19 protein-coding genes and 1 riboswitch are annotated in these 22780 nt (G+C 67.3%); of the genes, 15 read left to right on the forward strand and 4 right to left on the reverse strand.

The features are described 5' to 3' along the window. The first annotated feature begins 4 nt into the window (after nucleotides 1–4). The 8 genes from FB459_RS07730 (at nucleotide 5) to FB459_RS07765 (ending at nucleotide 8227) form a co-directional block, all read left to right on the forward strand. The gene (locus tag FB459_RS07730) at nucleotides 5–1477 is read left to right on the forward strand and encodes an HAD-IB family hydrolase (protein ID WP_129624098.1); all 1473 of its coding nucleotides are present in this window, start codon (nucleotides 5–7) and stop codon (nucleotides 1475–1477) included. Between the two features lie 99 nt (nucleotides 1478–1576). After that, nucleotides 1577–2788: an inorganic phosphate transporter gene (locus tag FB459_RS07735; RefSeq protein ID WP_141928045.1), complete on the forward strand. Its 1212-nt coding sequence runs from the start codon at nucleotides 1577–1579 to the stop codon at nucleotides 2786–2788. Next, complete coding sequence (locus FB459_RS07740; RefSeq protein WP_141928046.1) at nucleotides 2788–3039, forward strand: hypothetical protein; 252 nt, start codon at nucleotides 2788–2790, stop codon at nucleotides 3037–3039. The genes FB459_RS07735 and FB459_RS07740 overlap by 1 nt, the downstream gene beginning before the upstream one ends. A 1-nt stretch (nucleotide 3040) precedes the next feature. Continuing rightward, the gene (locus FB459_RS07745; protein ID WP_141928047.1) at nucleotides 3041–3382 is read left to right on the forward strand and encodes a DUF3349 domain-containing protein; all 342 of its coding nucleotides are present in this window, start codon (nucleotides 3041–3043) and stop codon (nucleotides 3380–3382) included. After that, on the forward strand, nucleotides 3375–4637 hold the full coding sequence (locus tag FB459_RS07750) for a cytochrome P450 (RefSeq protein ID WP_141928048.1): 1263 nt from the start codon (nucleotides 3375–3377) through the stop codon (nucleotides 4635–4637). The genes FB459_RS07745 and FB459_RS07750 overlap by 8 nt, the downstream gene beginning before the upstream one ends. Before the next feature lie 28 nt (nucleotides 4638–4665). After that, nucleotides 4666–5865 (forward strand): phosphoglycerate dehydrogenase, encoded by a 1200-nt coding sequence (serA, locus tag FB459_RS07755; protein ID WP_129624093.1) that lies wholly within the window; start codon nucleotides 4666–4668, stop codon nucleotides 5863–5865. Nucleotides 5866–6053: 188 nt separating this feature from the next. Continuing rightward, complete coding sequence (locus FB459_RS07760) at nucleotides 6054–6800, forward strand: DUF4352 domain-containing protein (RefSeq protein ID WP_129624092.1); 747 nt, start codon at nucleotides 6054–6056, stop codon at nucleotides 6798–6800. 134 nt (nucleotides 6801–6934) lie between these two features. Further along, complete coding sequence (locus tag FB459_RS07765; protein ID WP_342771124.1) at nucleotides 6935–8227, forward strand: DUF445 domain-containing protein; 1293 nt, start codon at nucleotides 6935–6937, stop codon at nucleotides 8225–8227. On the opposite strand, the gene FB459_RS07770 is transcribed toward FB459_RS07765, so the two are convergent. Beyond that, the gene (locus FB459_RS07770; RefSeq protein ID WP_141928049.1) at nucleotides 8211–9551 is read right to left on the reverse strand and encodes a bifunctional o-acetylhomoserine/o-acetylserine sulfhydrylase; all 1341 of its coding nucleotides are present in this window, start codon (nucleotides 9549–9551) and stop codon (nucleotides 8211–8213) included. The two genes, FB459_RS07765 and FB459_RS07770, sit on opposite strands and share 17 nt — an antisense overlap. 58 nt (nucleotides 9552–9609) lie before the next feature. Further along, nucleotides 9610–9727: riboswitch (SAM riboswitch) on the reverse strand. Nucleotides 9728–9966: 239 nt separating this feature from the next. Here FB459_RS07770 and FB459_RS07775 point away from each other — a divergent pair. The 5 genes from FB459_RS07775 (at nucleotide 9967) to FB459_RS07795 (ending at nucleotide 17504) form a co-directional block, all read left to right on the forward strand. Beyond that, nucleotides 9967–10824, forward strand: a complete 858-nt coding sequence (locus FB459_RS07775; protein WP_211345153.1) for a serine protein kinase RIO — start codon at nucleotides 9967–9969, stop codon at nucleotides 10822–10824. A gap of 34 nt (nucleotides 10825–10858) precedes the next feature. Further along, the gene (locus tag FB459_RS07780) at nucleotides 10859–12028 is read left to right on the forward strand and encodes a DUF4185 domain-containing protein (RefSeq protein WP_141928050.1); all 1170 of its coding nucleotides are present in this window, start codon (nucleotides 10859–10861) and stop codon (nucleotides 12026–12028) included. 28 nt (nucleotides 12029–12056) lie between these two features. Then, nucleotides 12057–16049, forward strand: a complete 3993-nt coding sequence (gene hrpA / locus FB459_RS07785; RefSeq protein ID WP_141928051.1) for an ATP-dependent RNA helicase HrpA — start codon at nucleotides 12057–12059, stop codon at nucleotides 16047–16049. 27 nt (nucleotides 16050–16076) lie between these two features. Then, nucleotides 16077–16502, forward strand: a complete 426-nt coding sequence (locus FB459_RS07790) for an HIT family protein (RefSeq protein WP_141928052.1) — start codon at nucleotides 16077–16079, stop codon at nucleotides 16500–16502. Between the two features lie 81 nt (nucleotides 16503–16583). Then, complete coding sequence (locus tag FB459_RS07795; protein ID WP_129624087.1) at nucleotides 16584–17504, forward strand: PAC2 family protein; 921 nt, start codon at nucleotides 16584–16586, stop codon at nucleotides 17502–17504. A gap of 60 nt (nucleotides 17505–17564) precedes the next feature. Here FB459_RS07795 and FB459_RS07800 read toward each other — a convergent pair whose 3' ends face one another. The 3 genes from FB459_RS07800 to FB459_RS07810 all read right to left on the reverse strand — a co-directional run bounded on the left by FB459_RS07800 (nucleotide 17565) and on the right by FB459_RS07810 (nucleotide 20817). Then, nucleotides 17565–19295 (reverse strand): DNA polymerase, encoded by a 1731-nt coding sequence (locus FB459_RS07800; protein WP_141928053.1) that lies wholly within the window; start codon nucleotides 19293–19295, stop codon nucleotides 17565–17567. After that, nucleotides 19265–20299 carry a hypothetical protein gene (locus tag FB459_RS17535; RefSeq protein WP_211345154.1) on the reverse strand — a complete coding sequence of 345 codons (1035 nt, stop codon included), beginning with the start codon at nucleotides 20297–20299 and terminating at the stop codon, nucleotides 19265–19267. The genes FB459_RS07800 and FB459_RS17535 overlap by 31 nt, the downstream gene beginning before the upstream one ends. A 95-nt stretch (nucleotides 20300–20394) precedes the next feature. Further along, a complete protein-coding gene (locus tag FB459_RS07810) occupies nucleotides 20395–20817 on the reverse strand; it encodes a SufE family protein (protein WP_141928054.1) in 423 nt (140 codons plus the stop codon). A gap of 74 nt (nucleotides 20818–20891) precedes the next feature. Between FB459_RS07810 and FB459_RS07815 the strand changes: the two genes are divergently transcribed. Together FB459_RS07815 and FB459_RS07820 are read left to right on the forward strand one after the other, a co-directional pair. Further along, complete coding sequence (locus FB459_RS07815; RefSeq protein ID WP_129624084.1) at nucleotides 20892–21572, forward strand: EcsC family protein; 681 nt, start codon at nucleotides 20892–20894, stop codon at nucleotides 21570–21572. Nucleotides 21573–21688: 116 nt separating this feature from the next. After that, nucleotides 21689–22717 carry a DUF4192 domain-containing protein gene (locus FB459_RS07820; RefSeq protein WP_141928055.1) on the forward strand — a complete coding sequence of 343 codons (1029 nt, stop codon included), beginning with the start codon at nucleotides 21689–21691 and terminating at the stop codon, nucleotides 22715–22717. The last annotated feature ends 63 nt before the right edge of the window (nucleotides 22718–22780 follow it).

Below are 22780 nucleotides of genomic sequence, written 5' to 3' on the forward strand. Positions count from 1 at the left end.
CAGCATGTCCGGCGCAGCCTTCTTCGACCTCGATCGCACCCTCGTCCGCAAGGCCTCGGGTCCGGCCCTTTCCCGCGCGATGCGCGAGAGCGGGGTGGTGGGGTCGAAGCTGCCCGGTGAGTCATTGCTGTTCTGGTGGATGAACGCCTTCGGTGAGACGCTCGGCTCCATCGCGCTCGCGCGACAAGCCGTGCTCATAGCGGCCGGCAAACCCGACGGCGCATTCGACGACGCGGCCCACAAGGCCGCCGAGGTGCTCGTCGACCAAGTAGGCCCGTTCGCCCGAATTCTGGTCGAACAGCACCACGACGCAGGCCGAAAGGTGGTCATGGCGACAACCACGCCGTACCACCTCATCAAGCCGCTGGCCGATGCGCTCGGGTTCGACGACGTGATCGCCACCCGGTACGCCGTCGGTGAGAACGGTACGTACAACGGGCGCCACGAGGGCCGGTTCGTGTGGTCCTGGGGGAAGTTGGCCGCCGTCCGCGACTGGGCGGCCGCCAACGACGTCGACCTCGAGGAATCCTTCGCCTATTCCGACTCGGTGTTCGACATTCCGCTGCTCACCGCGGTCGGCAACCCCGGTGCGGTCAACCCTGACCCGCGACTGCTGGTGGTCGCCATGGCCAAGCGCTGGCCGATCCTGTCCTTCGATGCGCCGCCCGGCACTCTCACCTTGCCGGTGGTCGACCTGGAAGCCCGCCGGCTCGCGCTGATGCTGGCCCGGCCGGAGACCTTCCCGTACGTGAGGTTCGAGATCAACGGGCTGGAGAACATCCCCGCAGACGGTCCCGCGATCTTCGCCGGCAACCACCGCAGCTACTTCGACATGGCGACCATGGCGGTCGTCGTCGGACGCACGGGGCGCGGCGCGAGCTTTCTGGCCAAGCGCGAGATGTTCGACGTGCCGCTGCTCGGACCGGTGTTGCGGATGCTCGGTGGCCTGAGCGTCGACCGTGACCATCGCGATCCGGACGCGGCCGACCCGCTGGAGGAGGCGGCGGTCGCGCTCGCCGGCGGTGACCTGGTCGGCGTGATGCCGCAGGGGACGATCCCGCGCGGACTCGACTTCTTCTGCGATGAGTTGCGCGGCTACCCCGGCACGGCGCGCCTCGCGGCCATGACGAAGGCGCCGGTCATTCCGTTTGCGCTCAGCGGGACCGAACTGGTCTGGCCGCGTGCTGCCGCTGCGCCCAATGTGCTGAGTTTTCTGAACCCGCCGAAGATCGTGGTCAACATCGGCGAACCGGTGGAGTTGAAGTACCGCTCGGAGCAGGCCGACACAAAACGCATCATGGCGGCGATCTCGGCGATCCTGCCCGATGCGGCGAAGGGCCTGAAGCCGACCAGCATCGAGCAGGTGGCCTCGACCTACCCCGGTGGTCGCATCCCGCAGAGCGATCTGCCCGACATCGAGCGGACCATCGCAGCCAACACCGCAAAGGGGCGCAAGGCAGCACTGAAGCGGCGGTGAACAGGAACTGAACGCGTTCTGAACGCTGCTGGCCCCGCCTGTTCGCCGCGGTGAACTGCGGGTTTGCGTCAGGTGGCCGCACGTCGTCAGACTGCGGGCATGACCACCGAGATTCTCGTGTTGACGCTGGTCGTCATCACGGCGCTGGGGTTCGACTTCACCAACGGCTTCCACGACACGGGAAACGCCATGGCAACATCCATCGCCACCGGTGCGCTGAAGCCGAAGACGGCGGTCACGCTGTCGGCGCTGTTGAATCTCGTGGGTGGCTTCCTGTCGGTGGAGGTCGCGGTCACCGTCACCAAGGACATCCTGCGGTTGCAGGCCTCGGACGGTTCGTTGCTCAGCGGGATCAGTCCGTCATTGGCGATGACGATCGTGTTCGCCGGGTTGATCGGTGGCATCCTGTGGAACCTGTTCACCTGGTTGCTCGGGCTGCCGTCCAGTTCCTCCCACGCCCTGTTCGGCGGGCTCGTGGGCGCGGGCATCGCGGGCATGGGACTCGAGGGCGTCAAGTGGGACGGTGTCACGGCCAAGATCCTGCTGCCGGCGGTGTTGTCGCCGTTGATCGCCGGGTGTATCGCCGCCCTCGGCACGGCACTGATCTACCTGTTGTCGCGATCGGTGCGCGGTGAGCGCAAGAAGAACAGTGCGTTCCGCTGGGGTCAGGTCGGCACGGCCAGCCTGGTGTCGCTCGCCCACGGCACCGGTGACGCGCAGAAGACGATGGGTGTCATCGCGCTCGCACTCATGGTGCAGGGCGGCCTGACGGTCGACGGCATCGAGCAGAACGGTCTGCCGGTCTGGATCATCGTCAGTTGTGCCATCGCCATCGCGCTCGGCACCTACCTCGGCGGCTGGCGCATCATCCGCACGCTCGGTAAGGGCCTGGTCGACATCGAACCGGCGCAGGGAATGGCCGCGCAGGCGTCCTCGGCGGCGATCATTCTGACCTCCAGCCATTTCGGCATGGCGCTGTCGACCACCCACGTCGCGACCGGTTCGATCATCGGTTCCGGCGTCGGCAAGCCGCAGGCGCAGGTGCGCTGGGGTGTCGCGGCCCGGATGGTCACCGCGTGGCTGATCACCCTGCCCAGTGCAGGTTTGATCGGCGCACTCTGCCTGTTCGTCTCCCGGTTGATCGGGGGACTGGCCGGTGACCTGGTGATCTTCGGTGTCCTGGTCGCGCTGTCGGTGTACATGTACCAGCGCAGTCGCCGCCAGGCGGTCACCGCCCACAACGTCAACCGGGACTGGGACGACAACGAGGCCGAGCCGCCCGTCCCGGCGTCGACGGGAGCGGCGCACTGATGAAGATTCTCGACTCGCTGCTCAACGTCGTGCTCGCCGGACTCGTGTTCGGTGTCGGCCTGCCGGTCATCTACGTGCTCGCCCTGCGCATGTGGGATCGCGCGGACCACGTCGACAGTGTGATCGCTCGTCGCGGTACGCTCGCGATGGCGTGGACGGGGTTCGCGTTGGTCGGCATCATGGTGCTGGTCGCGATCCTGTGGATCACGCGTAAGTCCTTGTCGCACTACCTCGGGATCACGGTTTTCTGACATGCACAACCCGCTCACCCAATTTGTCAACTGGTTGCGCGAGGGCTACCCCGAGGGTGTCCCGCCGTCGGACTACAGCCCACTGCTGTCGGTGCTGCAGCGTTCGCTGACCGACAACGAGATCGAGCAGGTCGTCACCGAGTTGCGGCGCAGCCGTGGCCGGGAGGTCGACGAGGACGAGATCCGTGAGTCCGTCAAGAGTGTCGCCCACGCTCTGCCCACCGACAAGGACATCGCCCGGGTCAGCAAACGCCTGTACAACGCCGGTTGGCGCGATCCGGGAGTAGCCCGCGCCGGCGTGATCTCGCCCGAGACGGACGACCGAGAGGCCGGCGATGTCTGACGCGACAGAACTCGGGTTCGCACCGTCGGACCCGTCGTTCATCGCCGATCCTTACCCGGTGCTCACCGGACTGCGTGCCGCCGGTCGAACTGTCCCGTACGCCGAACGCGACGTCTGGCTCATTCCGCACTTCGCCGATGTGCATGCCGCGCTGCGCAATCGCTCGCTCGGGCGCAGTTTCGAGCACCGTCACACACCGGCCCAATTCGGACGTCCGGGCCTTTGCGACATGGAGTCGAGCTTTCCGCGTTTCGTCGAATCCGAACGCTGGTCGCTGCTGAATCTCGAACCCCCGGATCACACCAGAATTCGCCGGCTGGTGACGAAGGTGTTCACCGCCAAGGCGGTCCGCGAGTTCGAACCGCAGATCGCGCAGTTGGCGGATGTGGCGTTCCGCGGCGCACGCGACACCGGCGACGCGCAGGGCGGAGTCGACGTCATCTCCCGGCTCGCGCAGCCCTTCTCCATCTCGGTCATCTGTGAATTGCTCGGGGTGCCGCAGGAACACGGCCCGAACTTGCTCGACTGGTCCCACGCGATCGTGAAGATGTACGAGATATCTACGACCGAACAGCAGCGCACGGACGCCGAACGGGCAGCGGGGCAGTTCGTCGACTTCGTCCAGGAACTCATCGAGGAACGACGGCGGACGCCGGGTACCGACCTCGTCTCCGAACTCGTCCTCGTCGCCGACGAGGGCGACCGGCTGACCGTCGACGAGATCGTCTGCACGGTCATCGTCCTGCTCAACGCCGGGCACGAAGCCACGGTGAACACCCTCGGCAACGGTCTCAACGCGCTGCTGCAGCGTCCCGACCAATGGGCGAGAATCACCGGCGGCGAGGTCGAGCCGATCGTGGCGGTCGAGGAGATGCTGCGCTTCGACCCGCCCCTGCAGATGTTCGAACGATGGGTGCTCGAACCCGTCGAGCTGGCCGGCCGCAGGTTCGAGACGGGGGAGCGGATCGCGATGCTGTTCGGTTCGGCCAACCGCGACCCGCAGCGCTTTCCCGACGCCGACGTCTTCGATGCGGCCCGCGGCGAGACGACCCACATCGGCTTCGGTGCCGGCGTCCACTTCTGCATCGGGGCCCCGCTGGCCCGCGCCGAACTCACCGCGATGTTGCACCGCGTCGCGACCGCTGCGCCGAACCTCGAACTCATGCGGGAGCCGGAGTACCATCCGACGTTCGTGATCCGCGGATTGCAGGAGTTGCGGGTGCGCTTTCTCACACAGCCCGTATCGCGGACCTGAGCCGGCAGCGCGCGACCGCGCTGTCAGAATGGCCCGCGTGAAGGCACTGTTGTTGGAGAGCATCCACCCCCTGGCCGAAGCGTTGCTGCGCGACAGCGGGATCGAGGTCGTCAGCCACGCGGGAGCGATGGACGAGGACGAACTGATCGCCGCACTCGTGGGGGTCGACCTGCTCGGCCTCCGGTCCAAGACCGACGTCACCGCCCGGGTGATCGAATCCGCCGATCAATTGCAGGCCATCGGCGCCTTCTGCATCGGCACCAACCAGATCGACAAGGCGAGTGCCGCCGAGCGCGGGATCGTCGTGTTCAACGCCCCGTTCAGCAACACCCGAAGCGTCGTCGAACTCGCGATCGCCGAGATCATCGTGATGGCCCGCCGCCTCACCGAGAAGGACTCGGCGCTGCACAGCGGTGTGTGGGACAAGAACGCCAAGGGCAGCCACGAGATCCGTGGCCGCCGGATCGGCATCGTCGGCTACGGCAACATCGGCAGCCAATTGTCGGTCGTCGCCGAGATGCTCGGCCTGCAGGTGTACTTCTACGACAGCGAGGACAAACTCGCGCTCGGCAACGCCCGCCGGTGCGACTCGCTGGACGAACTGCTGGAGATCGCCGAGGTCGTCACACTGCACGTCGACGGACGCGAGGGCAACGCCGGGTTCTTCGGGGCCGAGCAGTTCGCCAAGATGCGTCCGCGTTCGCTGTTCCTGAACCTGTCGCGCGGTTTCGTCGTCGACTACGACGCGCTGCGTGAGCAACTGCTCGCCGGCCACATCGCCGGTGCTTCGGTCGATGTGTTCCCGGTCGAACCCAAGGCGCGCGGCGACCGGTTCGAGTCGCCGTTGCAGGGCATCCCGAATGTCGTGCTCACGCCGCACATCGGCGGATCGACCGAGGAGGCGCAGGAGGACATCGGCCGGTTCGTCGCCGGCAAGCTGCGCGACTTCATGCAGCGGGGAACGACGACGCTCAGCGTCAACCTGCCTGCCCTCACCCTCGAAGGACACCCGGGCGACCGCCGGATCCTGCACTTCCACTCCAACACCCCGGGTGTGCTCGCGACGGTCAACAACGTGCTCGCCCATCACGGCGTGAACATCGAAGGCCAGTTGCTCGGCACCCTGGGCAGCATCGGCTACGTGGTCACCGACGTCCGGGACCTGCCGCAGGCCGCGATCACCGAACTGCAGGAGCTGTCGGAGACCATCCGCCTGCGGGTGATCTGAAGAAAGTCGGGCGTACGGGGAACCGACCGGGCCGCGGGGCAGTCGGAACCACCGGAACCGCAAGGCTTCTGCTCATCGAACAAGGGGACGGCTGGCAGCCCGCTGCGCCGTACACCTCGTTAAACTTCGCACTCAGGACCGTCGCGCGGCGCGCCACGGGGGGAACTGAACCACAGGAGGAGAACCACATGAACACCAAGCGTCAGCGTTCGCTCGCCGTTGCGGTCGTGGCCGCGTGCACACTCGGACTCACCGCGTGCCAGGACAGCGCACCGCCGGTGGCCCAGCCGACGAGCAGCACCACCCAGAGTCCGTCGTCCACCGAGAGCTCCAGCTCGTCCTCGCAGAGCCCGTCGTCGACCGAGAGCAGTTCCTCGTCGTCCTCGACCGAGTCGAGCAGCACGAGTTCCTCGAGCAGCGCCGGCGGCGGCGTCAGCCAGAGCTCGGCCGCCGGGCAGTGCAACAACACCAGCAGCTACTACATCGTCAAGGGCTCCGGCACCAAGGTGAAGAAGTACGGGGAGACCCAGTCGGTGACCGGTGACGTGGGTGACGCGACCCTCGACCTGACGATCTCCAAGGGCGAGGCGAAGGACGGCGGCACGGACTACCCGTACGACGACGACACCCAGGCGCTCATCTTCGACGTGAAGTTCAAGCGGACCAGCGCGGACGGCTTCTACGTCGCAACGCCGCTGGCCTTCTCCCTGATCGACGAGAACGGCCGCAACTGCACCCGTGCTTCCAGTTCGTCGAACAACGTCGTGCTGGGCAAGGACATGCTCGACGTCGAGTCGATCAATGACAAGACCACGGAGTACAGCGGCAAGATGGTCTTCGTCGTGCCCAAGAACAAGGACTACAGCAAGTACACGCTGCTGTGGAACAGCGACTACAAGGGTGGCACCGAGGCCGGCTACGGCTGGCAGGGCTGACCAAGCCGTCGATTCACGGAATGATCGGCCCACTCCCGTCGTTCGGGAGTGTGGCCGATCTTTCGTTGTCGATGGGCTCTCGGAGAAGGTGACCGGTTCCACCGGCCGCCGTGGCACAGGAGGCGGCGACCAGCTTGACTGACACCGTGAACAGCACCCCCGATCGGTCGACCGCTGCGTCCAGCGGCCCGATCCTGTCGGCCGGCGACGAGGAACGCCGCGCCGGCCTGCGCCGTATGCGAGCCGTCGCCCTCGGCCTGCTCGTCCTTGCCGCGATCGTCTTCGTGCTGACCCATGGACGTGGCGGCGCGTGGGGTTATGTGAATGCAGCGTCCGAGGCAGCAATGGTCGGCGCGGTCGCCGACTGGTTCGCGGTGACGGCGTTGTTCCGGCATCCGCTGCGACTGCCGATCCCGCACACTGCGATCATCCCCAAACGCAAGGACCAGATCGCGCACAGCCTCGAGGACTTCGTCACCGACAACTTCCTCACCGAGGACAACGTCAACACCCGACTGGCCAGTGCGCAGATTCCCCTGCGGCTGGGCCATTGGCTGCAGGAGCCGGGCAACGCAGGGCGCGTCGTCACCGAAGCGGCCCCCGCGCTCAGCAAGGCCGTGACGTCGATCAAGGACGACGAGGTGCGTCACCTGCTCGACCGGATCCTCCTGCCCCGCCTGGGTCGGGAGCCGGTCGGCCCGCTCACCGGACACCTGCTGCAGGGTGTGGTCGAGGACGGTTCGCACCACGGTCTCGTCGACATCGGCATTCGTGAACTGCACAACTGGGCCGAGCACAACGAGGCGACGATCACCGAGATCCTCGGCCAACGCGCCCCGTGGTGGTCGCCGAAGTGGCTGGACGACACCGTCACCGCGCGCGTGCACCTGGAGATCGTCAAATGGCTCGCCGACGTCCGGGACGACCCGAAGCACTCGGCGCGGCAGGCGCTGGACAACCTGCTCGCCACCCTGGCTGATGACCTGCAGAACGACGAAGACACGATCGCGAAGGCCGAGGCCATCAAGGAGCGCTTTCTCGAGCACCCGTCGGTCGGCAATTCACTTGTCTCGCTGTGGGGTTCGGTACGCCGAGCAGTCGTCGAAGCCCTGGGCGACCCCGACGGCGAACTGCGCGCCCGTCTCGCGGTCGCGTTGCACGACCTCGGCGCGCGAGTCGTCCGGGACGACGAACTGCGTGCTTCGCTCGATCGTCGCCTCGCCGAGACCGTCGGGTACGTCGTGCGCACCTACGGGCGTGAACTGTCGACGGTCATCTCCCAGACCATCGACAAGTGGGACGGAAACGAGGCCGCCGAGCGCATCGAGTTGCACGTCGGCCGAGACCTGCAGTTCATCCGGATCAACGGCACCATCGTCGGTGGTCTCGTGGGTCTGCTGATCCACACCCTCAGCCAGCTGCTCTGAAGCCGGTCTTCAGGTCGGCGACGATGTCGTCGATGTGCTCGATGCCCACGGCCAGGCGCACGAGACCGGGGGTCACGCCTGCGGCGAGGCGGTCCTCGTCCGAGCCCTGGCTGTGCGTGGTCGATGCCGGGTGGATCACCAGCGAACGCACGTCACCGATATTGGCCACGTGCGAATGCAGTTGCAGTGCCTCGACGAACTTCTTGCCGGCTTCGAGTCCGCCGGTGATCTCGAAGGAGATGACTGCACCCGAGCCCTGCGGCGTGTACTTCTGCGCGAGGGCGTGGAAGTCGTTGTCCGGCAACGAGGCCCAGACGACCTTCTCCACCTGGTCGTGACCCTGCAGGAACTGTGCCACCTTGTGCGCGTTCTCCAGGTGGCGCTCGATGCGCAGGCTCAGGGTCTCGATGCCCTGGGCGATGAGAAAGGCGTTGAACGGGGAAACTGCCGCGCCGAGGTCACGCAGCAACTGCACGCGCGCCTTGAGGATGAACGCGAGGTTGGCCCCGAGCGGGCTGCCCACGCCGAGATCACGGGCGTAGACCAATCCGTGGTAGCTCTCCTCGGGCGTGTTGTAGTTCGGGAACCTCTCCGGGTCCTTACCGAAGTCGAAGTTGCCCGAGTCGACGATCGCCCCCGCGATCGAGGTGCCGTGGCCGCCGAGGTACTTGGTCGCGGAGTGGACGACGATGTCGGCGCCGTACTCGATGGGACGCAGCACGTAGGGCGTCGCGACGGTGTTGTCGACGATCAACGGCACGCCGGCCTCGTGCGCGACGCCGGCAACGCCCTCGATGTCGAGGATCTCCGCCTTCGGGTTCGACACGGTCTCTGCGAAGAAGAGCTTGGTGTTCGGACGCACCGCAGTGCGCCACTGGTCGAGATCGCGGGAGTCCTCGACGAACGTGACCTCGATCCCGAACTTCGGCAGCGTGTACTTCAACAGGTTGGCCGTGCCGCCGTACAGCGCCGGGCTGGCGACGATGTGCGAACCCGCCTCGGCGATGTTGAGGATCGCCAACGTCTCGGCGGCCTGTCCGGAGGCCACGAGCAGAGCGCCGACGCCGCCTTCCAGGCTGGCGATCCGCTGCTCGACGGCGTCCGTCGTCGGGTTCATCAAACGGGTGTAGATGTTGCCGAACTCGCTGAGCGCGAACAGGTTCTTCGCGTGCTCGGTGTCCTTGAACACGTACGACGTGGTCTGGTAGATCGGCAACGCCCGCGCGCCGGTCGTCTCGTCGACGACCTGTCCGGCGTGGATCTGACGGGTCTCGAAGGACCACTCGGCAGCGCTGTCCTGGCCGGGGTTCTGGGTGTCGCTCATCGGCGTCTCCTCCTGCTCGGTGCAGGCGCTCGATCCGCCTGCGGCGGACCGACGTTCGCGTCCGCGCTTGCCGGGCGGCGATCTGCACCGTCCGGCCAGGTCTTCACCCGGGGCACCCCACCGCGGTGGAGGGTTGCCGGCCAGCGAGCCGGGGCTTGTCGCTGACGCTCATGACCTGACGCCAGATTACGTGAGCGGTGTCCGCCGGCTGAAGACAGGTCTCTGTATCCGGACGGTCGCCGATGGCCCGGAAATTCGGTTGCCGCGGACGTCCGATGTTCGACAGCCTGGGAGCAGTCGCGTACCCCGTCCGTGGGAGCGCCCGTTCGAAGGAGGAGCCGATGAGGAACCAGCAGCGGCACGACTGCCGCGTCCAGCATCAGAGCAGACCCTTCCGAGAAACGGAATACCACTCGTGCAGAACGAAACTCGCGCGCCGCAGGGCGCGTTCGCTCCCGACACCCCACTGATCGATCCCTTCGTCCCGGACGAGCTGCCCGAGGGGCAGCGATGGTCGACCTGGAGCAGCATCGAACGGCTGCAGCGCGGCCCCGAACCCCGCCCGTCCTGGGTCGTGACCCACGACGAGTCCATCGACACCGAGCTCGGTGTGCTCAAGACCGGCAAGGAAGCCGACGTCTTCGTCATCGAGCGCACCGCCGTCTGCGCGCCCCAATGCAGCACGCTGATGGCGGCCAAGCGCTATCGCGACGCCAAGCATCGATCCTTCCGCCGGCACGCCGGTTACACCGAAGGTCGACGGATCAAGGACACCCGAGAAGCTCGAGCCGTCGCCACCGGGACCGCGTTCGGCAAGCAGGTCGCTGCCGGTGTCTGGGCGCAGGCCGAATGGTCGGCGCTGGTCGACCTGTGGACCAGCGGCGTGCCGGTGCCGTACCCGGTGCAGATCGACGGTCGAGAGATCCTGATGGAGTTGGTCGTCGGCGCCGACGGCCGCCCGGCACCCCGCCTGGCTGCCACGCGGCCGACCGCAGAACAACTGGAGGTCTGGTTCGATCAACTGCGTGCTGCACTGATCGTGTTGTGCGGCAAGGGAATCGTGCACGGAGATCTGTCGGCGTACAACATCCTTGTGGCCGAGTCCGGCCTCGTGCTGATCGATCTGCCCCAGATCGTCGACGTGATCGCCAACCCCAACGGGGTCGAGTTCCTGCACCGCGATTGCGTGAACGTCTGCACCTGGTTCTCCTCGAAGGGCCACGCGTGCGACGGCGACGAACTCTTCGCCGAACTGCTCGGGTACGCATTCTGAGGACTGCGCTGCGCGCGCTGCATAGGCTTGCCGCGTGCTTCGCAGACTCGGCGCCGTGGTCGTGGCCGTGACTTTCACGGTCACGGCGTGCAGTCGTCCGCCGCAGCCGCCGACCTATCCCCAGGAGTCCTGGTCGTCGGTCAGCCCCGCCACCGTGGGAAGCGCCCTGGAGGTGCAGGAGCCGGTCGGCGGGCAGGCGTGCGTCGACCCGCGTCCGTGGACGGGGGCGCAGCACGCGAACACCTGGATGGAAGGGCTGGACAACCTGCCGCAGTGGCGCGCGGCGGACGTCGGAGTCACCGTCCGACTCGGTGACGGACGCACGCTGTGGGTCTTCGGAGACACCGCGCGCGCGGGGGAGTTCCGCCCACGGTTCGTGTCCAGCTCGGCGTTGGTGACCAAGGGGCGGTGCACCTCCCAGTGGGTCGACCCGGCGGGTCCGTTCCTTGCGAACAGCGCGGGCTCGGTGTGCTGGCCATCGTCGATGACGGCCGTTTCTCACAGCACGTACGACGACGTGCTCGTCGGATGCAGTCGGGTGCGGCGCACCTCGGCCGACATCTTCGGGTTCGACTACCTCGGCATGTCGATCGCATCGCTGCGCGTGCCGCACAGCGGCGTCGCGACCCGTCCGGTCGTCACGCCGGTGACGCCGGATCGAGTGGACCCGACCCAGATCAACTGGGGGAGTGCGCTGCTGGCGGACGACGAGTGGATCTACATCTACGGTTCCCGCCAACGCTCCGGCGGTCCCGGGCCGCGCGAACTGGTGCTGGCGCGTGCCGCCGCGGACACCGTCACGCTCAGGTCGACCTGGCAGTACTGGGACGGTGCCGGCTGGGACGCGCAGGAATCCGCCGTCCGGCCGGTCATCGACTCGGGCAGTGGTGTCTCCCAGGCGTTGAGTGTGCACAAGCGGGGCAACGATTACCTGGCTGTCTCCAAGCTCGGCGGGGACCTGACCGACACCGTCGCGGTCTGGACTGCGAACAGCCCGCAGGGTCCCTGGACGGTCCGGTCGACGACGCACTTCCCGTACGAGCGTGGGCAGGTCGTCAGTTACCAACCACTCGCTCATCCGGAGTTCGACCTGGCGAGCGGCAAGCTGCTGGTGTCGGTCTCGCGCGTCGCAAAATCGGTCGTCGACCTCCTGCAGCGACCCAAGGCCTCGCGTCCGGTGTTTATCGAGGTGCCGATGCCGTGAGTGATCTGGGACAATCGACCGATCCCTCATGACTGAACCCACACCCACCCGCGCGCCGAACAGTTCGCCTGAGCGCCCTCGCTCCGGCCGTCGTCGTCCGCAGCGCAAGGCCGGCGCGGACCGTCGTCCGCGGGGTCTGTCCCCCCAACAGATCGAGCACCGCCGCGCGTCCGTGCCGGCGATCACGTATCCGGACCTGCCGGTCGTCGCCGCCAAGGACGAGATCGCCGAGGCCATCCGTGACCACCAGGTCGTGGTCATCGCGGGTGAGACGGGTTCGGGAAAGACGACCCAGATCCCGAAGATCTGCCTCGAACTCGGCCGCGGGGTCAGCGGCACGATCGGTCACACCCAACCCCGCCGGCTCGCGGCCCGCTCGGTCGCCGAGCGGATCGCCGAGGAACTGGGCACCGAGCTGGGGCAGGCCGTCGGCTACCAGGTGCGATTCACCGACACCTCGAGCCGCGACACCCTCGTCAAGGTGATGACCGACGGCATCCTGTTGTCGCAGTTGCAGCGGGACCGGATGCTCAGTCAGTACGACACGATCATCATCGACGAGGCACACGAGCGCTCGCTCAACATCGACTTCATCCTCGGCTATCTCAAGCAACTGTTGCCCAAACGTCCCGACCTCAAGGTGATCATCACCTCGGCGACCATCGACCCACAGCGTTTCGCCGATCACTTTGCGACACAAGGTAACCCGGTGCCGATCATCGAGGTGTCCGGACGGACCTACCCGGTCGAGGTGCGCTACCGACCGCTCGTGCGTGAGATGCCCGGCAAGGGCGCGGACGCCGCCCCGAACCTCGTCGACATCGACCAGGTCACCGGCATCATCGACGCCATCGAGGAATTGTGGTCACCCCACGAGGTTCTCTCTCCTGCGTCGCTCGATACTTCGCGGGGACCCCGACCCGGCAACAGCAGTCGCGTCGACGATGGTGGCCCGCAGGACGTGCTGGTGTTCTGCTCCGGCGAACGCGAGATTCGCGACGCCACCGACGCGCTCAAGGGTCTCGGCCTGCCGAACACCGAGATCGTCCCGCTGTACGGTCGGTTGTCGGCAGCCGAACAGCACCGGGTGTTCGCCAAGCACGACGGACGCCGGATCGTGGTGTCCACCAACGTGGCCGAGACCTCGTTGACCGTGCCGGGCATCCGGTACGTGATCGACACAGGCACCGCGCGCATCTCCCGGTACAGCCAGCGCACCAAGGTGCAGCGGTTGCCGATCGAGCCCATCTCCCAGGCCAGCGCCAACCAGCGGTCCGGACGCTGCGGCCGCCTGGCCGACGGCATCGCGATCCGGTTGTACTCGCAGGAGGATTTCGAGGCGCGCCCCGAGTTCACCGACCCGGAGATCCTGCGCACGAACCTCGCGTCCGTCATCCTGCAGATGATCTCGCTGGGCCTGGGCGATGTCGCGCGTTTCCCGTTCGTGCAGCCGCCCGACAGCCGGCAGATTACCGACGGACTGCGTCTGTTGCACGAGCTGAACGCGATCGACGACGAGACCGGACGTGAGAGCGGCGACGGACGCCGGGGCCGGCGGCGGCTCACCGCCGACGGTCGCGCGATCGCGACGCTGCCGGTCGACCCGCGGCTGGCTCGAATGATCGTCGAGGCCTCCCGCAACGGATCGTTGCGTGAGGTGTTGCCGATCGTCGCCCTGATGTCGATCCAGGACCCGCGTGAACGACCCGCCGATCAGCAGACCCAGGCCGACCAGAGCCATGCCCGGTTCAAGCACGAGTCGAGCGATTTCCTCACCGTCCTGAACCTGTGGAACTACCTGCGCGAACAGCAGAAAGCGTTGTCCGGCAGTGCTTTCCGTCGCATGTGCAAGCAGGAGTACCTGCATTACCTGCGCGTGCGCGAGTGGCAGGACCTGCACGCTCAACTGCGCGATATCTGCAAACAGCTCAAGCTGCAGCCCAGTGACAACAAGGCCGCGGACGACACCGTGCACCAGGCGTTGCTCACCGGGTTGCTCTCGCACGTCGGCCTGCGCGACCGGGACGCTCGTGACTACCTCGGCGCCCGGCAGGCCCGCTTCGCCATCCAGCCCGGCTCGGTGCTGTTCCGCGCTCAACCCGACTGGTTGATGGCCGGTGAACTGGTCGAGACCACGCGCCTGTGGGCACGTACCAATGCCCGCGTCGATCCGGCGTGGGTCGAGGCGGCCGGACAGCATCTGCTCAGACGCAGTTACTCCGACCCGCGATGGGAGAAGAAGCAGGCGCAGGCGATCTGCAGCGAACGGGTGACCCTGTACGGCGTCCCGCTGGCCGCCGGGAGGCCGGTGTCGTTCGGGCGGATCGATCAGGCGTACGCGCGGGAGTTGTTCATCCGGCACGCACTGGTCGAGGGGGAGTGGCAGACCCATCACCGCTTCTTCCACGACAACCGTGCCCTGCTGCGCGAGGTCGGTGAACTGGAGGAGCGCACCCGCCGGCGCGATCTGGTGGTCGACGACGACGTGCTGTTCGAGTTCTACGACGAACGGCTGCCGGACGACATCGTCTCCGGGGCGCACTTCGACCGGTGGTGGAAGGGGCAGAGCAAGAAGCAAGGCAAGCTGCTGACGTTCACCCGCGACCTGCTGCTCACCGACGAAGCAGCCGACCTCGACACGACGGACTTCCCCAAGGCCTGGCACCAGGGCGAGCTGAACCTGCGGCTGAGTTACCAGTTCGACCCGGGTTCCGATGCCGATGGAGTCACGGCGCACATCCCCGTGGAACAGTTGAACCAGGTGCAGGACGTGGGCTTCGACTGGTCGGTGCCCGGGGTGCGCGAGGAATTGGTGACCGCCCTGTTGAAGTCGTTGCCCAAGAACACCCGCAAGCACTTCGTGCCGACTCCCGACCACGCCAGAGCCGCCGTCGCACAGCTGGATTCGGCTTCCGGCCAGGATCTGGTGGATGCACTTGCCGATGTCCTGTTCGACCGCAGCCGCGTTCGGATCCCGCGCGGGGAATGGGACTGGTCGCGCGTGCCGGACCACCTGCGGATGACCTTCCGGATCGAGGGCAAGGGCGGCAAGAAGCTCGCGGAGGGCAAGGACCTTCCGCTCCTGCAGCAACAGCTTCAGGGTTCGGTTCGGCAAGCAATGTCCAGTGTTGGAGAAGCACTGGAGCGCAAGGGAATTCGCTCCTGGGACGACCTGACGCTGCAGGACAAGGTCGAGAGCAGGAGCGGCGGACGCATCGTCGTCGGCTACCCGGCGCTCGTCGATCAAGGCGATTCCGTTGCGCTGCAGGTGCTCCCGAGCCCGTCCGAGCGCGAGTACGCGACCCACTTCGGCGTCCGTCGCCTGGTGCTGCTCAACACCGATGTGCCGTGGAACCGGATTCTCGGGCTGCTCAGCAACACCCAGAAACTCGCCCTCGGCAACCACCCGCACCCCACCCGGGACGCGTTGTACGACGACATCCTCGCGTGTGCGGTCGACGCGATCATCGCTCGCGAACTGCCCGGCGGACGCGTCCGTGACCCGCAGCAGTACGAGACGGCGCTGCTCGTCGTTCGGCAGCAGATCGTGCCGGAGGTGATCGAAATCGTCGATCGGGTCGGTCCGTGTCTCGACGTGGCTCGCCAGGTGCGTCTGGCACTCGACCGGATGACCGCGCCGTCCACCGCCGATCTGAGGAAACAGTTGGAGCGGCAGTACGCGTCGCTGATCCACCCGGGGTTCGTGGCCGAGACCGGCGCCGCCCGGCTTCCGCGGCTGCGCGTCCACCTGCGGGCGATGCTCGAACGCATCGAGAAGGCGCCCACCGACATTGCCCGGGACGCCGAACGGCAGGGCGACGTCGACCACGTCCGCGCAGAACTCGACAAGCTGCTCGCCGCGCTGCCGGCTGCCCGCCACACCGACCCGGACGTCGTCGCGCTGCGTTGGATGATCGAGGAGCTGCGGGTCAGCCTGTTCGCCCAGAAACTCGGCACGGCCGGGCCCATCTCGATCAAGCGCATCTTCAAGGCGATGGACGAGGTCGAGGACGCCACCTGATCTCTGGTGCGTCGTTAGGCTCGACCCATGGCGACTTTGTTCACGAAGATCATCGACGGCGAGATCCCCGGTCACTTCGTCTGGAAGGACGACTCCTGCGTCGCGTTCCTGGTGATCGACCCGCTGACCGACGGCCACACCGTCGTGGTGCCGCGCGAGGAGATCGACCACTGGCTCGATGCCCCACCGCAGCTGCTGAGCCACCTCACGCAGGTCGCGCAGACCATCGGCAGGGCCCAGCATGCTGCCTGGGACAGCGCCCGGGTGGGGGTTCTCGTCGAGGGTTTCGAGGTGCCGCACCTGCACGTGCATGTCTGGCCGGCCAACGGTGTCGAGGACTTCGATGTCCACAACGTGACCAAGGGCCAGGACCAGAAGGTGCTCGCCGCGAATGCGCAGCGGCTGCGCGACGCACTGCGTGAGCAAGGGAACAGCGAGCACGTGCCGGACTGATCCCACCCGGGGGAATGACCGCGCTGTGCAGCACGTTGAACCGCGGCAGAGACCTTCTTTCCTTCGACCAGGAGACTTCCCATGCGGGACCCGATGGAGCTCGTCCGTTTCGAGCAGGACGCCCACGCCAGCGAACTCGGCGCGCGGACGCTGATCGTCGCGCTCGGCGGGTTGATCGACGCCGGCAACACCCAACGGCTACTCGTCCAGCACCTGCTGGCCAACGGTGACCCGGTCGTCGTCGCGTCCTTCGACATCGATCAACTGCTCGACTACCGCGGACGGCGTCCGTTGATGACCTTCGAGCGCGACCGGTTCACCTCGTATGAGGACCCTTCCCTCAACCTCTACCGCCTGACCGACGACGAGGGCACGCCCTACCTGTTGCTCGCGGGCCCGGAGCCGGACTACCAGTGGGAGCGTGTCAGTGAAGCCGTTCGCGTGTTGACCCGACGCCTCGGCGTCCAGCTCGTCATCAGTGCGCACGGCATCCCGATGGCGGTGCCGCACACCCGCCCGGTGGGTATGACCAAGTACGCGACCGACCGGCGTCTCATCCCCGACAACGACGCCGTCTTCGGCGAGGTGCAGGTGCCCGGCAACCTGGAGCAACTGGTCCACCTTCGCCTCGGTGAGTCGGGCGTTGACGCGATCGGCCTGGCGCTGCACGTGCCCCACTACCTCGCAGCGATGGACTTCGGCGACGCCACGGTGGCCGCGATCGACACGATCGTGGGGTTCACCGGGTTGTCGCTGCCGGTGACCGACCTGGCGATGCAGGCCGAACTGCACCGCGCCGAGATCAGCCGGCAGATCGAGGCCAACCCCGAGATCCGCGACGTGGTGCAGGGCATTGAGCAGCAGTACGACGCGTTCGCGCAGGGGCGTCAGCGGCAGAACCTGCTGGCCACCGAACTGGCCGAACTTCCGAGCGCCGAGGAGATCGGTGCCGAGTTCGAGGAGTTCCTGCGCACCGAGGTCGGCGACGACGACGAGGACTGAGCCGCCCGGAGACTGAAAGTCCGCAGAACTGCGCAGGTCACCCGCGCGTTCTGCGGACTTTCATTCTTTGGCCTCGCTCCAGCGCTGGAAGATCCCGGTGTCGGCCACGAACCGCACCGGCGCGCCCTCCGACCAGCGTCTGGCCGCGTCCTGCAGCGCGGTCTCAACCGCCTGCATCGTCGAATCCGCCTGTGCGGCAGGGGTATGCACCAGCAGTTCGTCGTGCAGGCAGAGGACGATCTCGCCGCCGAGCGGTGCAATCGCAGCCCGGACGGTGAGCGCCCACGCCTTGAAGAACTCCGCCGCCGCACCCTGGACGACGGCATTGCGGGTGAACCGTCCGCGGCCACGTGCGCGAGCAGAGGTGTCGTCCGGGCCCACGGAGACAGGGACCAGGCGTCCGCCGTACGTCATCACCGACTCACCGCGTTCACCTCGTAGGGCTGCATCCCGCAGGTACGCCATCGCCACCGGGTAGGTGTGCTCCAGCCGGCCCAGCACCTGACCGGCGGTGCCGCTCGTCTGCCCGTACATCGCGGCCAGCATCGCGATCTTCGCCGTCGGGCGGTCGACACTCAGATCCGTCGCGATCTCTGCGTACAGATCATCGGCGCGGGTGGCCTCGGCCAGGGCCGGGTCGCGCGACACGACCGCAAGGACGCGCGGCTCGATCTGACCGAGATCGGCGCGCACCAGGACGTGACCGGCTGCGGCTGCCACACCGGGACGCAGAGGAGCGGGCAGGCTGTGCAGCCCGGACCCGGCGGTCATCCGACCGGCCCCTCCGTCGGAGGCGTCCCACTCTCCGCGTAGCCGATCGTCGGGACCCACGAAACGATCGAGCCAATGCCACCCGTACGTCGTCGCGATCCGTTCGGCCTTGCGCCAGTCCAGCAAGGCGTCGACCAGGGGCGACCCGGCCCGATACGGCTCCAGATGCCAGGCGCGAGTGTCCTCGACATTGATTCCGCTGCGCCGCAACATGTCCCGCACGGCCAGCGGGTTGCGAAGGTCGATGCTCCCACCACCGGGAAGGTGCTGCCACACGACGGCATCTCGGCCGCGGCGAATCTCCGCAGCATGCCGGTCGTCGGTCGGACGCGGTCCCGCCGCCTGGGCGATCAACCCTTCGAGCGTGGGCCGGTCGATCGGCAGTCCGTGCTCCTCCAACTCGACGCAGAGCATCGCGGCCCCGGATTCGCTTGTTGCACAGGACAAACCGCCACATCGATCATCGAGCACATCGGCCTGCCACAACGCTGTGTCGAGAGCGGCACGACCCCACAGTTCGCGGTTTCCGCCGTCACGCAACCACTCCGGCGATCCTGTCCGTGCCGGCAACGGCTGCCCCGGACTCAACGTGGTGTCCTCGTCGGCGAGACCTGCGAACAGGTCGGGCCCACCCGGCCGTGCCTGACGTTCCTCGATGGGGGCGGGGATCGGCAGCCCGAACCGCGTCGACCAGACCGCGACAGGGTCGTCCCGGTGGCCCCCCGCGATCAAACGGTGAACGGCGGCGACGTCCCAGACGCGTGACAACCGGCCGTCGCCGATGAGGGCGCGGGCCGAGGAAGCGCTCCACCAGACCACGCGCCGTCCCTCGAGGACGCCGGCTTCGTGTACCGCGCGTGCATCACGGTGGTGACTCACCTGCTCGTCGACAACGCACACCTGCCCGCCGGGAGAGACCACGACCGCGGCCGCAACAGACAGCGAACCCCGCAGCGATCGCTGCGGGGTTGCCGTGTGTTCTGGTGCGCTCAGCGCTGACCGTCCTGCGGGGGCTCCCACCCGGACTGACCGTGCTGGCCCTGCTGGCCGTAGCCCTGCTGGCCCGGCTGCGCCTGGGTCGGGGCGTCTGCGCCACCGGCCGCGCGCACGTCGTCACGGTTCACCGCCTGGGTCGCGGCGTCCGAGACATCGCCACCCTGCTGCTGTCCGTAACCACCCTGCTGGCCGTGCTGCTGGCCGTAGCCGCCCTGTTGCGGCTGCTGGCCATACGCCTGCTGTCCGTATCCCTGCTGACCGGGCTGCTGGCCGTAGCCACCCTGCTGGGGCTGCTGGCCGTAGCCCTGCTGACCGGGCTGCTGGCCGTAGCCACCCTGCTGGGGCTGCTGGCCATACGCCTGCTGTCCGTAACCACCCTGCTGGTTGTGCTGCTGGCCGTAGCCCTGGGTGCCCTGAGCCGGGGTCTGGGAGCCCGCGGAGACACCGTAGGAGCCCGGCGTGCCGTAACCGTCGCTGTAGCCCTGGCCGTACTGGTAGCCACCCTGGTTGTAGGTGTTGTCGTAACCCGAACCGGTCGACCGCGACTTCTTGCGACGCATCATCATCAGGACGGTGCCCAGGATGCCGCCGAGCAGCAACAGCAGACCAAGGATCAGCACCGGAGTGCGCCACCCGCCGCCGATGTTGTCGGCGCGGTTACCGGCAAACAACTGACCTTTGGCGTTCTCGCACTTGGTCTCGTAGGAGGCCTTGGCCATGCCGTCGGGGCTGCGACCGATCTCCCAGTACTTCTTTCCGTCGGCCTCCACCGAGAAGTCCTCGGACGGCTGACCGAACGAGGTGGTGTTGCCGTTCGCGACCACGCTGCACTGTGCGTTGCCACGGTCGCTCTGCTCGGTGCTGTAGACGGAGAAGGCGGACGATTCCACGCTCTGACCGTTGGAGAACCCGTTCAGGCTCACCTTCGGGCTGGCCAGCGCGCTGACCAGCCCGAGGATCAGACCGAGGAGGGCAGCCGCGGCCGGAATCGCCAACATCGCGTTCTTGTTGCCGGAAGAATTGGACATGCCGACAAAAGTAGCCCATCGTGGCCCAGCGATCGGCTACCGCCTCGCTGCTGTCTGCGGGGAATCCCGCGCCGGTGGCGCTCGATTCAGGACGATCAGGCGAGCCCGGCAGGGTCCTCGACCGGTTCGGCAGCAGCCCGGACGTGATTCCACAGTGCGTGCAACCCGCGCAGGCGCAACGGCGAGACCGCATCGCCGAGACCGAGTTGCCCGACCAGATCCGCCGGAGCGGTACGCACCTGCTGCGCCGCTCGCCCGTCCAGCGTCGGCACGATCAGTCCGGCGAATCCGCGTACGACGACCGCGCTCGACGGCACCGTGATGGCCAGATGGAAGACATCGGACGCGTCCGGTCGGGCCGCCCAACTCACCGGCGACTGGCACTCGGGCAGCCGGCGCAACTCACCTGCGGCAGCCGACGGCGCGGGCAGGTCCTCACCCAGTTCGACCAGCCACTCCAGTCGTTCGGCCAACGGCACCATGGCCGCTTCGTCCAGAAGCTCCGACAGCGTTTCCATCACGCCATCATCGCCGACGGATTCACCCTCGCGGCAGCCGCTGTCGGACGCGTCCGGCTGCCATGATGAGCCACATGTTCGGTTTCGGAGACAAGAAGGACGACCAGAAGAACGTCCCGGTGAAGCTCGATAGTGGACCGATGGGTAGTTCCGCCCTCGGGTTCGCCGAGAAGCTTCTTCAGGTCGGTATCGACGGCAAGGGCAGTTTCGACTCCGCCCAGAAGATTGCTGCGAAGGCACTGCAGGACAGCGGTGGCGACCAGGAGAAGGCGATCAAGGAGATCGTCTCCGACACTCGCCGCCTTGCTGCCGCCAACGGGTTCGTCACCGGCCTGGGTGGCTTCGTCACGATGGCCGTCGCGCTGCCGGCGAACGTCGCGGGCTTCTACCTGCTGTCCACCCGTATGGTGGCGGCTGTGGCCCACATTCGTGGCTACGACCTGCGTGACCCCAGCCTGCGGTCGGCGATCCTGCTGACCCTGGTCGGCGCGGACGCCAACGACATCATCAACAAGGCCGGCGTCGTCGCCACCGGTCGCCTGGCCGGCATGGCCGCCCAGCAGTTGCCGCCCCCGGTGCTGATGGTCGTCAACAAGGCCGTCGGGTTCCGGCTGATCGGCCAGGTGGGGGAGAAGGTCGCCACCCGTCTGGGTAAGGCCATCCCCTTCGCCGGCGGTTTCATCGGCGCCGGCATGGACTCCTGGATGCTGCACAAGGTCGCCAAGAACGCCGCGGAGCAGTTCCCTCGACGCTGATCGCATGATCGACGAAGCGGGACCGGTTGTGCACAGCCCGATCCCGCTCGGCGTGTCCTCCACAACCGGTGCAAGGGAGCACGACAGAAGTCTCCCGCCGGCACTGAAGTCAGCGGATGGAACCGATCCCTTCCCTGACCGGAGCCGGCGAACTGCTGGCCTACGTGCCCTACCAACTCGGGTTCAACCCGTCCGACAGCGTCGTCCTCGTCGGCTTCGACGAGGACGACCACCTGGTCGTCACCGCCCGCTTCGATCCGGTGGTGCCGGAGGCGGTGAACGACATCGCCCATCTGATCGGCCAGGGACGTCTGCGCACCTTGGCAAGCGCCGCACTGGTGAACTACGGCGACGGCGACGCTGTCCTCCTCACCTCGTCGGTACTACGAACCGCCCTGCGCTGCAACGGAATCGAGCTGGTTCACGTTTGGGAGGTCGATAACGGCACGTCCACCTGGGCGGCTCTGTGGTGCTGCTGTGGACAGTGCCCGGAGCAGCGGACCCCGCTGACCGAGGCACACCTGATCCCGGCGGCCGTCGAAGCCGTCTACCGCGGCTGCAGTCCCGCACCCAGTCGTGACGACCTGGAGAACCGGTGCACCCCGACTCAGGACGAAGCGCAGATCGCTGCCGAGGTCGAGGAATTGTGGAGCGTCATGGAGGCGGACCTCGAAACCGGCCGCGACCTCGAACTGGTTGCCGTCCATCGGATCCTTCGCGGTGACCCTGCTGCGCTCGACGATCCGGTGACGGTGAGTCGGGCCCTCGCGGCCGTCCAGGTGGTCGGCGTGCGCGACGGACTGCTGTGCTGGCTGCGTCCGGATGTGTTCCCACCGACCCGGCTGAGCAGAAGTGACCGGGACCGGTGGCAGCAGTCCGGCGAGCTCCCGTCGCCGAATCGCGCCGAGCGCGCCGGGACGGTGCACATCCTCATTCGCTGGGCATGCCGCGTCCCGGCACAGCTGTCGGCTCCGCTCTGGGCCTGCGTCGCGGCGTCCGAGTGGGCCGACGGCGGAAGCGCGGTGGCCACCATCGCGCTGGACCGTGCCTTCGAGGCCGATCCCGGATGTCGGCTCGCGAGTCTCGTCCGCAACTGCCTCCTGACAGGCACGCTGCCCGGCGGACGCATCGACCCGGCAGCCTGACCCTGCAGCGTGTCCGGTGCAAGAACAGGGGGCTGTCCGAACGCGCGCTCTGAGGTATCGTCG

This window comes from Yimella lutea, assembly GCF_006715095.1.
Taxonomy (GTDB): Bacteria; Actinomycetota; Actinomycetes; order Actinomycetales; family Dermatophilaceae; genus Yimella; species Yimella lutea.

What these genes read in the sequence shown, in the direction of transcription:
- FB459_RS07730 (WP_129624098.1), top strand. Translation starts at nt 5, where the DNA reads ATGTCCGGCGCAGCCTTCTTCGACCTCGATCGCACCCTCGTCCGCAAG.
- FB459_RS07735 (WP_141928045.1), top strand. Translation starts at nt 1,577, where the DNA reads ATGACCACCGAGATTCTCGTGTTGACGCTGGTCGTCATCACGGCGCTG.
- FB459_RS07740 (WP_141928046.1), top strand. Translation starts at nt 2,788, where the DNA reads ATGAAGATTCTCGACTCGCTGCTCAACGTCGTGCTCGCCGGACTCGTG.
- FB459_RS07745 (WP_141928047.1), top strand. Translation starts at nt 3,041, where the DNA reads ATGCACAACCCGCTCACCCAATTTGTCAACTGGTTGCGCGAGGGCTAC.
- FB459_RS07750 (WP_141928048.1), top strand. Translation starts at nt 3,375, where the DNA reads ATGTCTGACGCGACAGAACTCGGGTTCGCACCGTCGGACCCGTCGTTC.
- serA (WP_129624093.1), top strand. Translation starts at nt 4,666, where the DNA reads ATGGCCCGCGTGAAGGCACTGTTGTTGGAGAGCATCCACCCCCTGGCC.
- FB459_RS07760 (WP_129624092.1), top strand. Translation starts at nt 6,054, where the DNA reads ATGAACACCAAGCGTCAGCGTTCGCTCGCCGTTGCGGTCGTGGCCGCG.
- FB459_RS07770 (WP_141928049.1), bottom strand. Translation starts at nt 9,551, where the DNA reads ATGAGCGACACCCAGAACCCCGGCCAGGACAGCGCTGCCGAGTGGTCC.
- hrpA (WP_141928051.1), top strand. Translation starts at nt 12,057, where the DNA reads ATGACTGAACCCACACCCACCCGCGCGCCGAACAGTTCGCCTGAGCGC.
- FB459_RS07790 (WP_141928052.1), top strand. Translation starts at nt 16,077, where the DNA reads ATGGCGACTTTGTTCACGAAGATCATCGACGGCGAGATCCCCGGTCAC.
- FB459_RS07795 (WP_129624087.1), top strand. Translation starts at nt 16,584, where the DNA reads ATGCGGGACCCGATGGAGCTCGTCCGTTTCGAGCAGGACGCCCACGCC.
- FB459_RS17535 (WP_211345154.1), bottom strand. Translation starts at nt 20,299, where the DNA reads ATGTCCAATTCTTCCGGCAACAAGAACGCGATGTTGGCGATTCCGGCC.
- FB459_RS07810 (WP_141928054.1), bottom strand. Translation starts at nt 20,817, where the DNA reads ATGGAAACGCTGTCGGAGCTTCTGGACGAAGCGGCCATGGTGCCGTTG.
- FB459_RS07815 (WP_129624084.1), top strand. Translation starts at nt 20,892, where the DNA reads ATGTTCGGTTTCGGAGACAAGAAGGACGACCAGAAGAACGTCCCGGTG.
- FB459_RS07820 (WP_141928055.1), top strand. Translation starts at nt 21,689, where the DNA reads ATGGAACCGATCCCTTCCCTGACCGGAGCCGGCGAACTGCTGGCCTAC.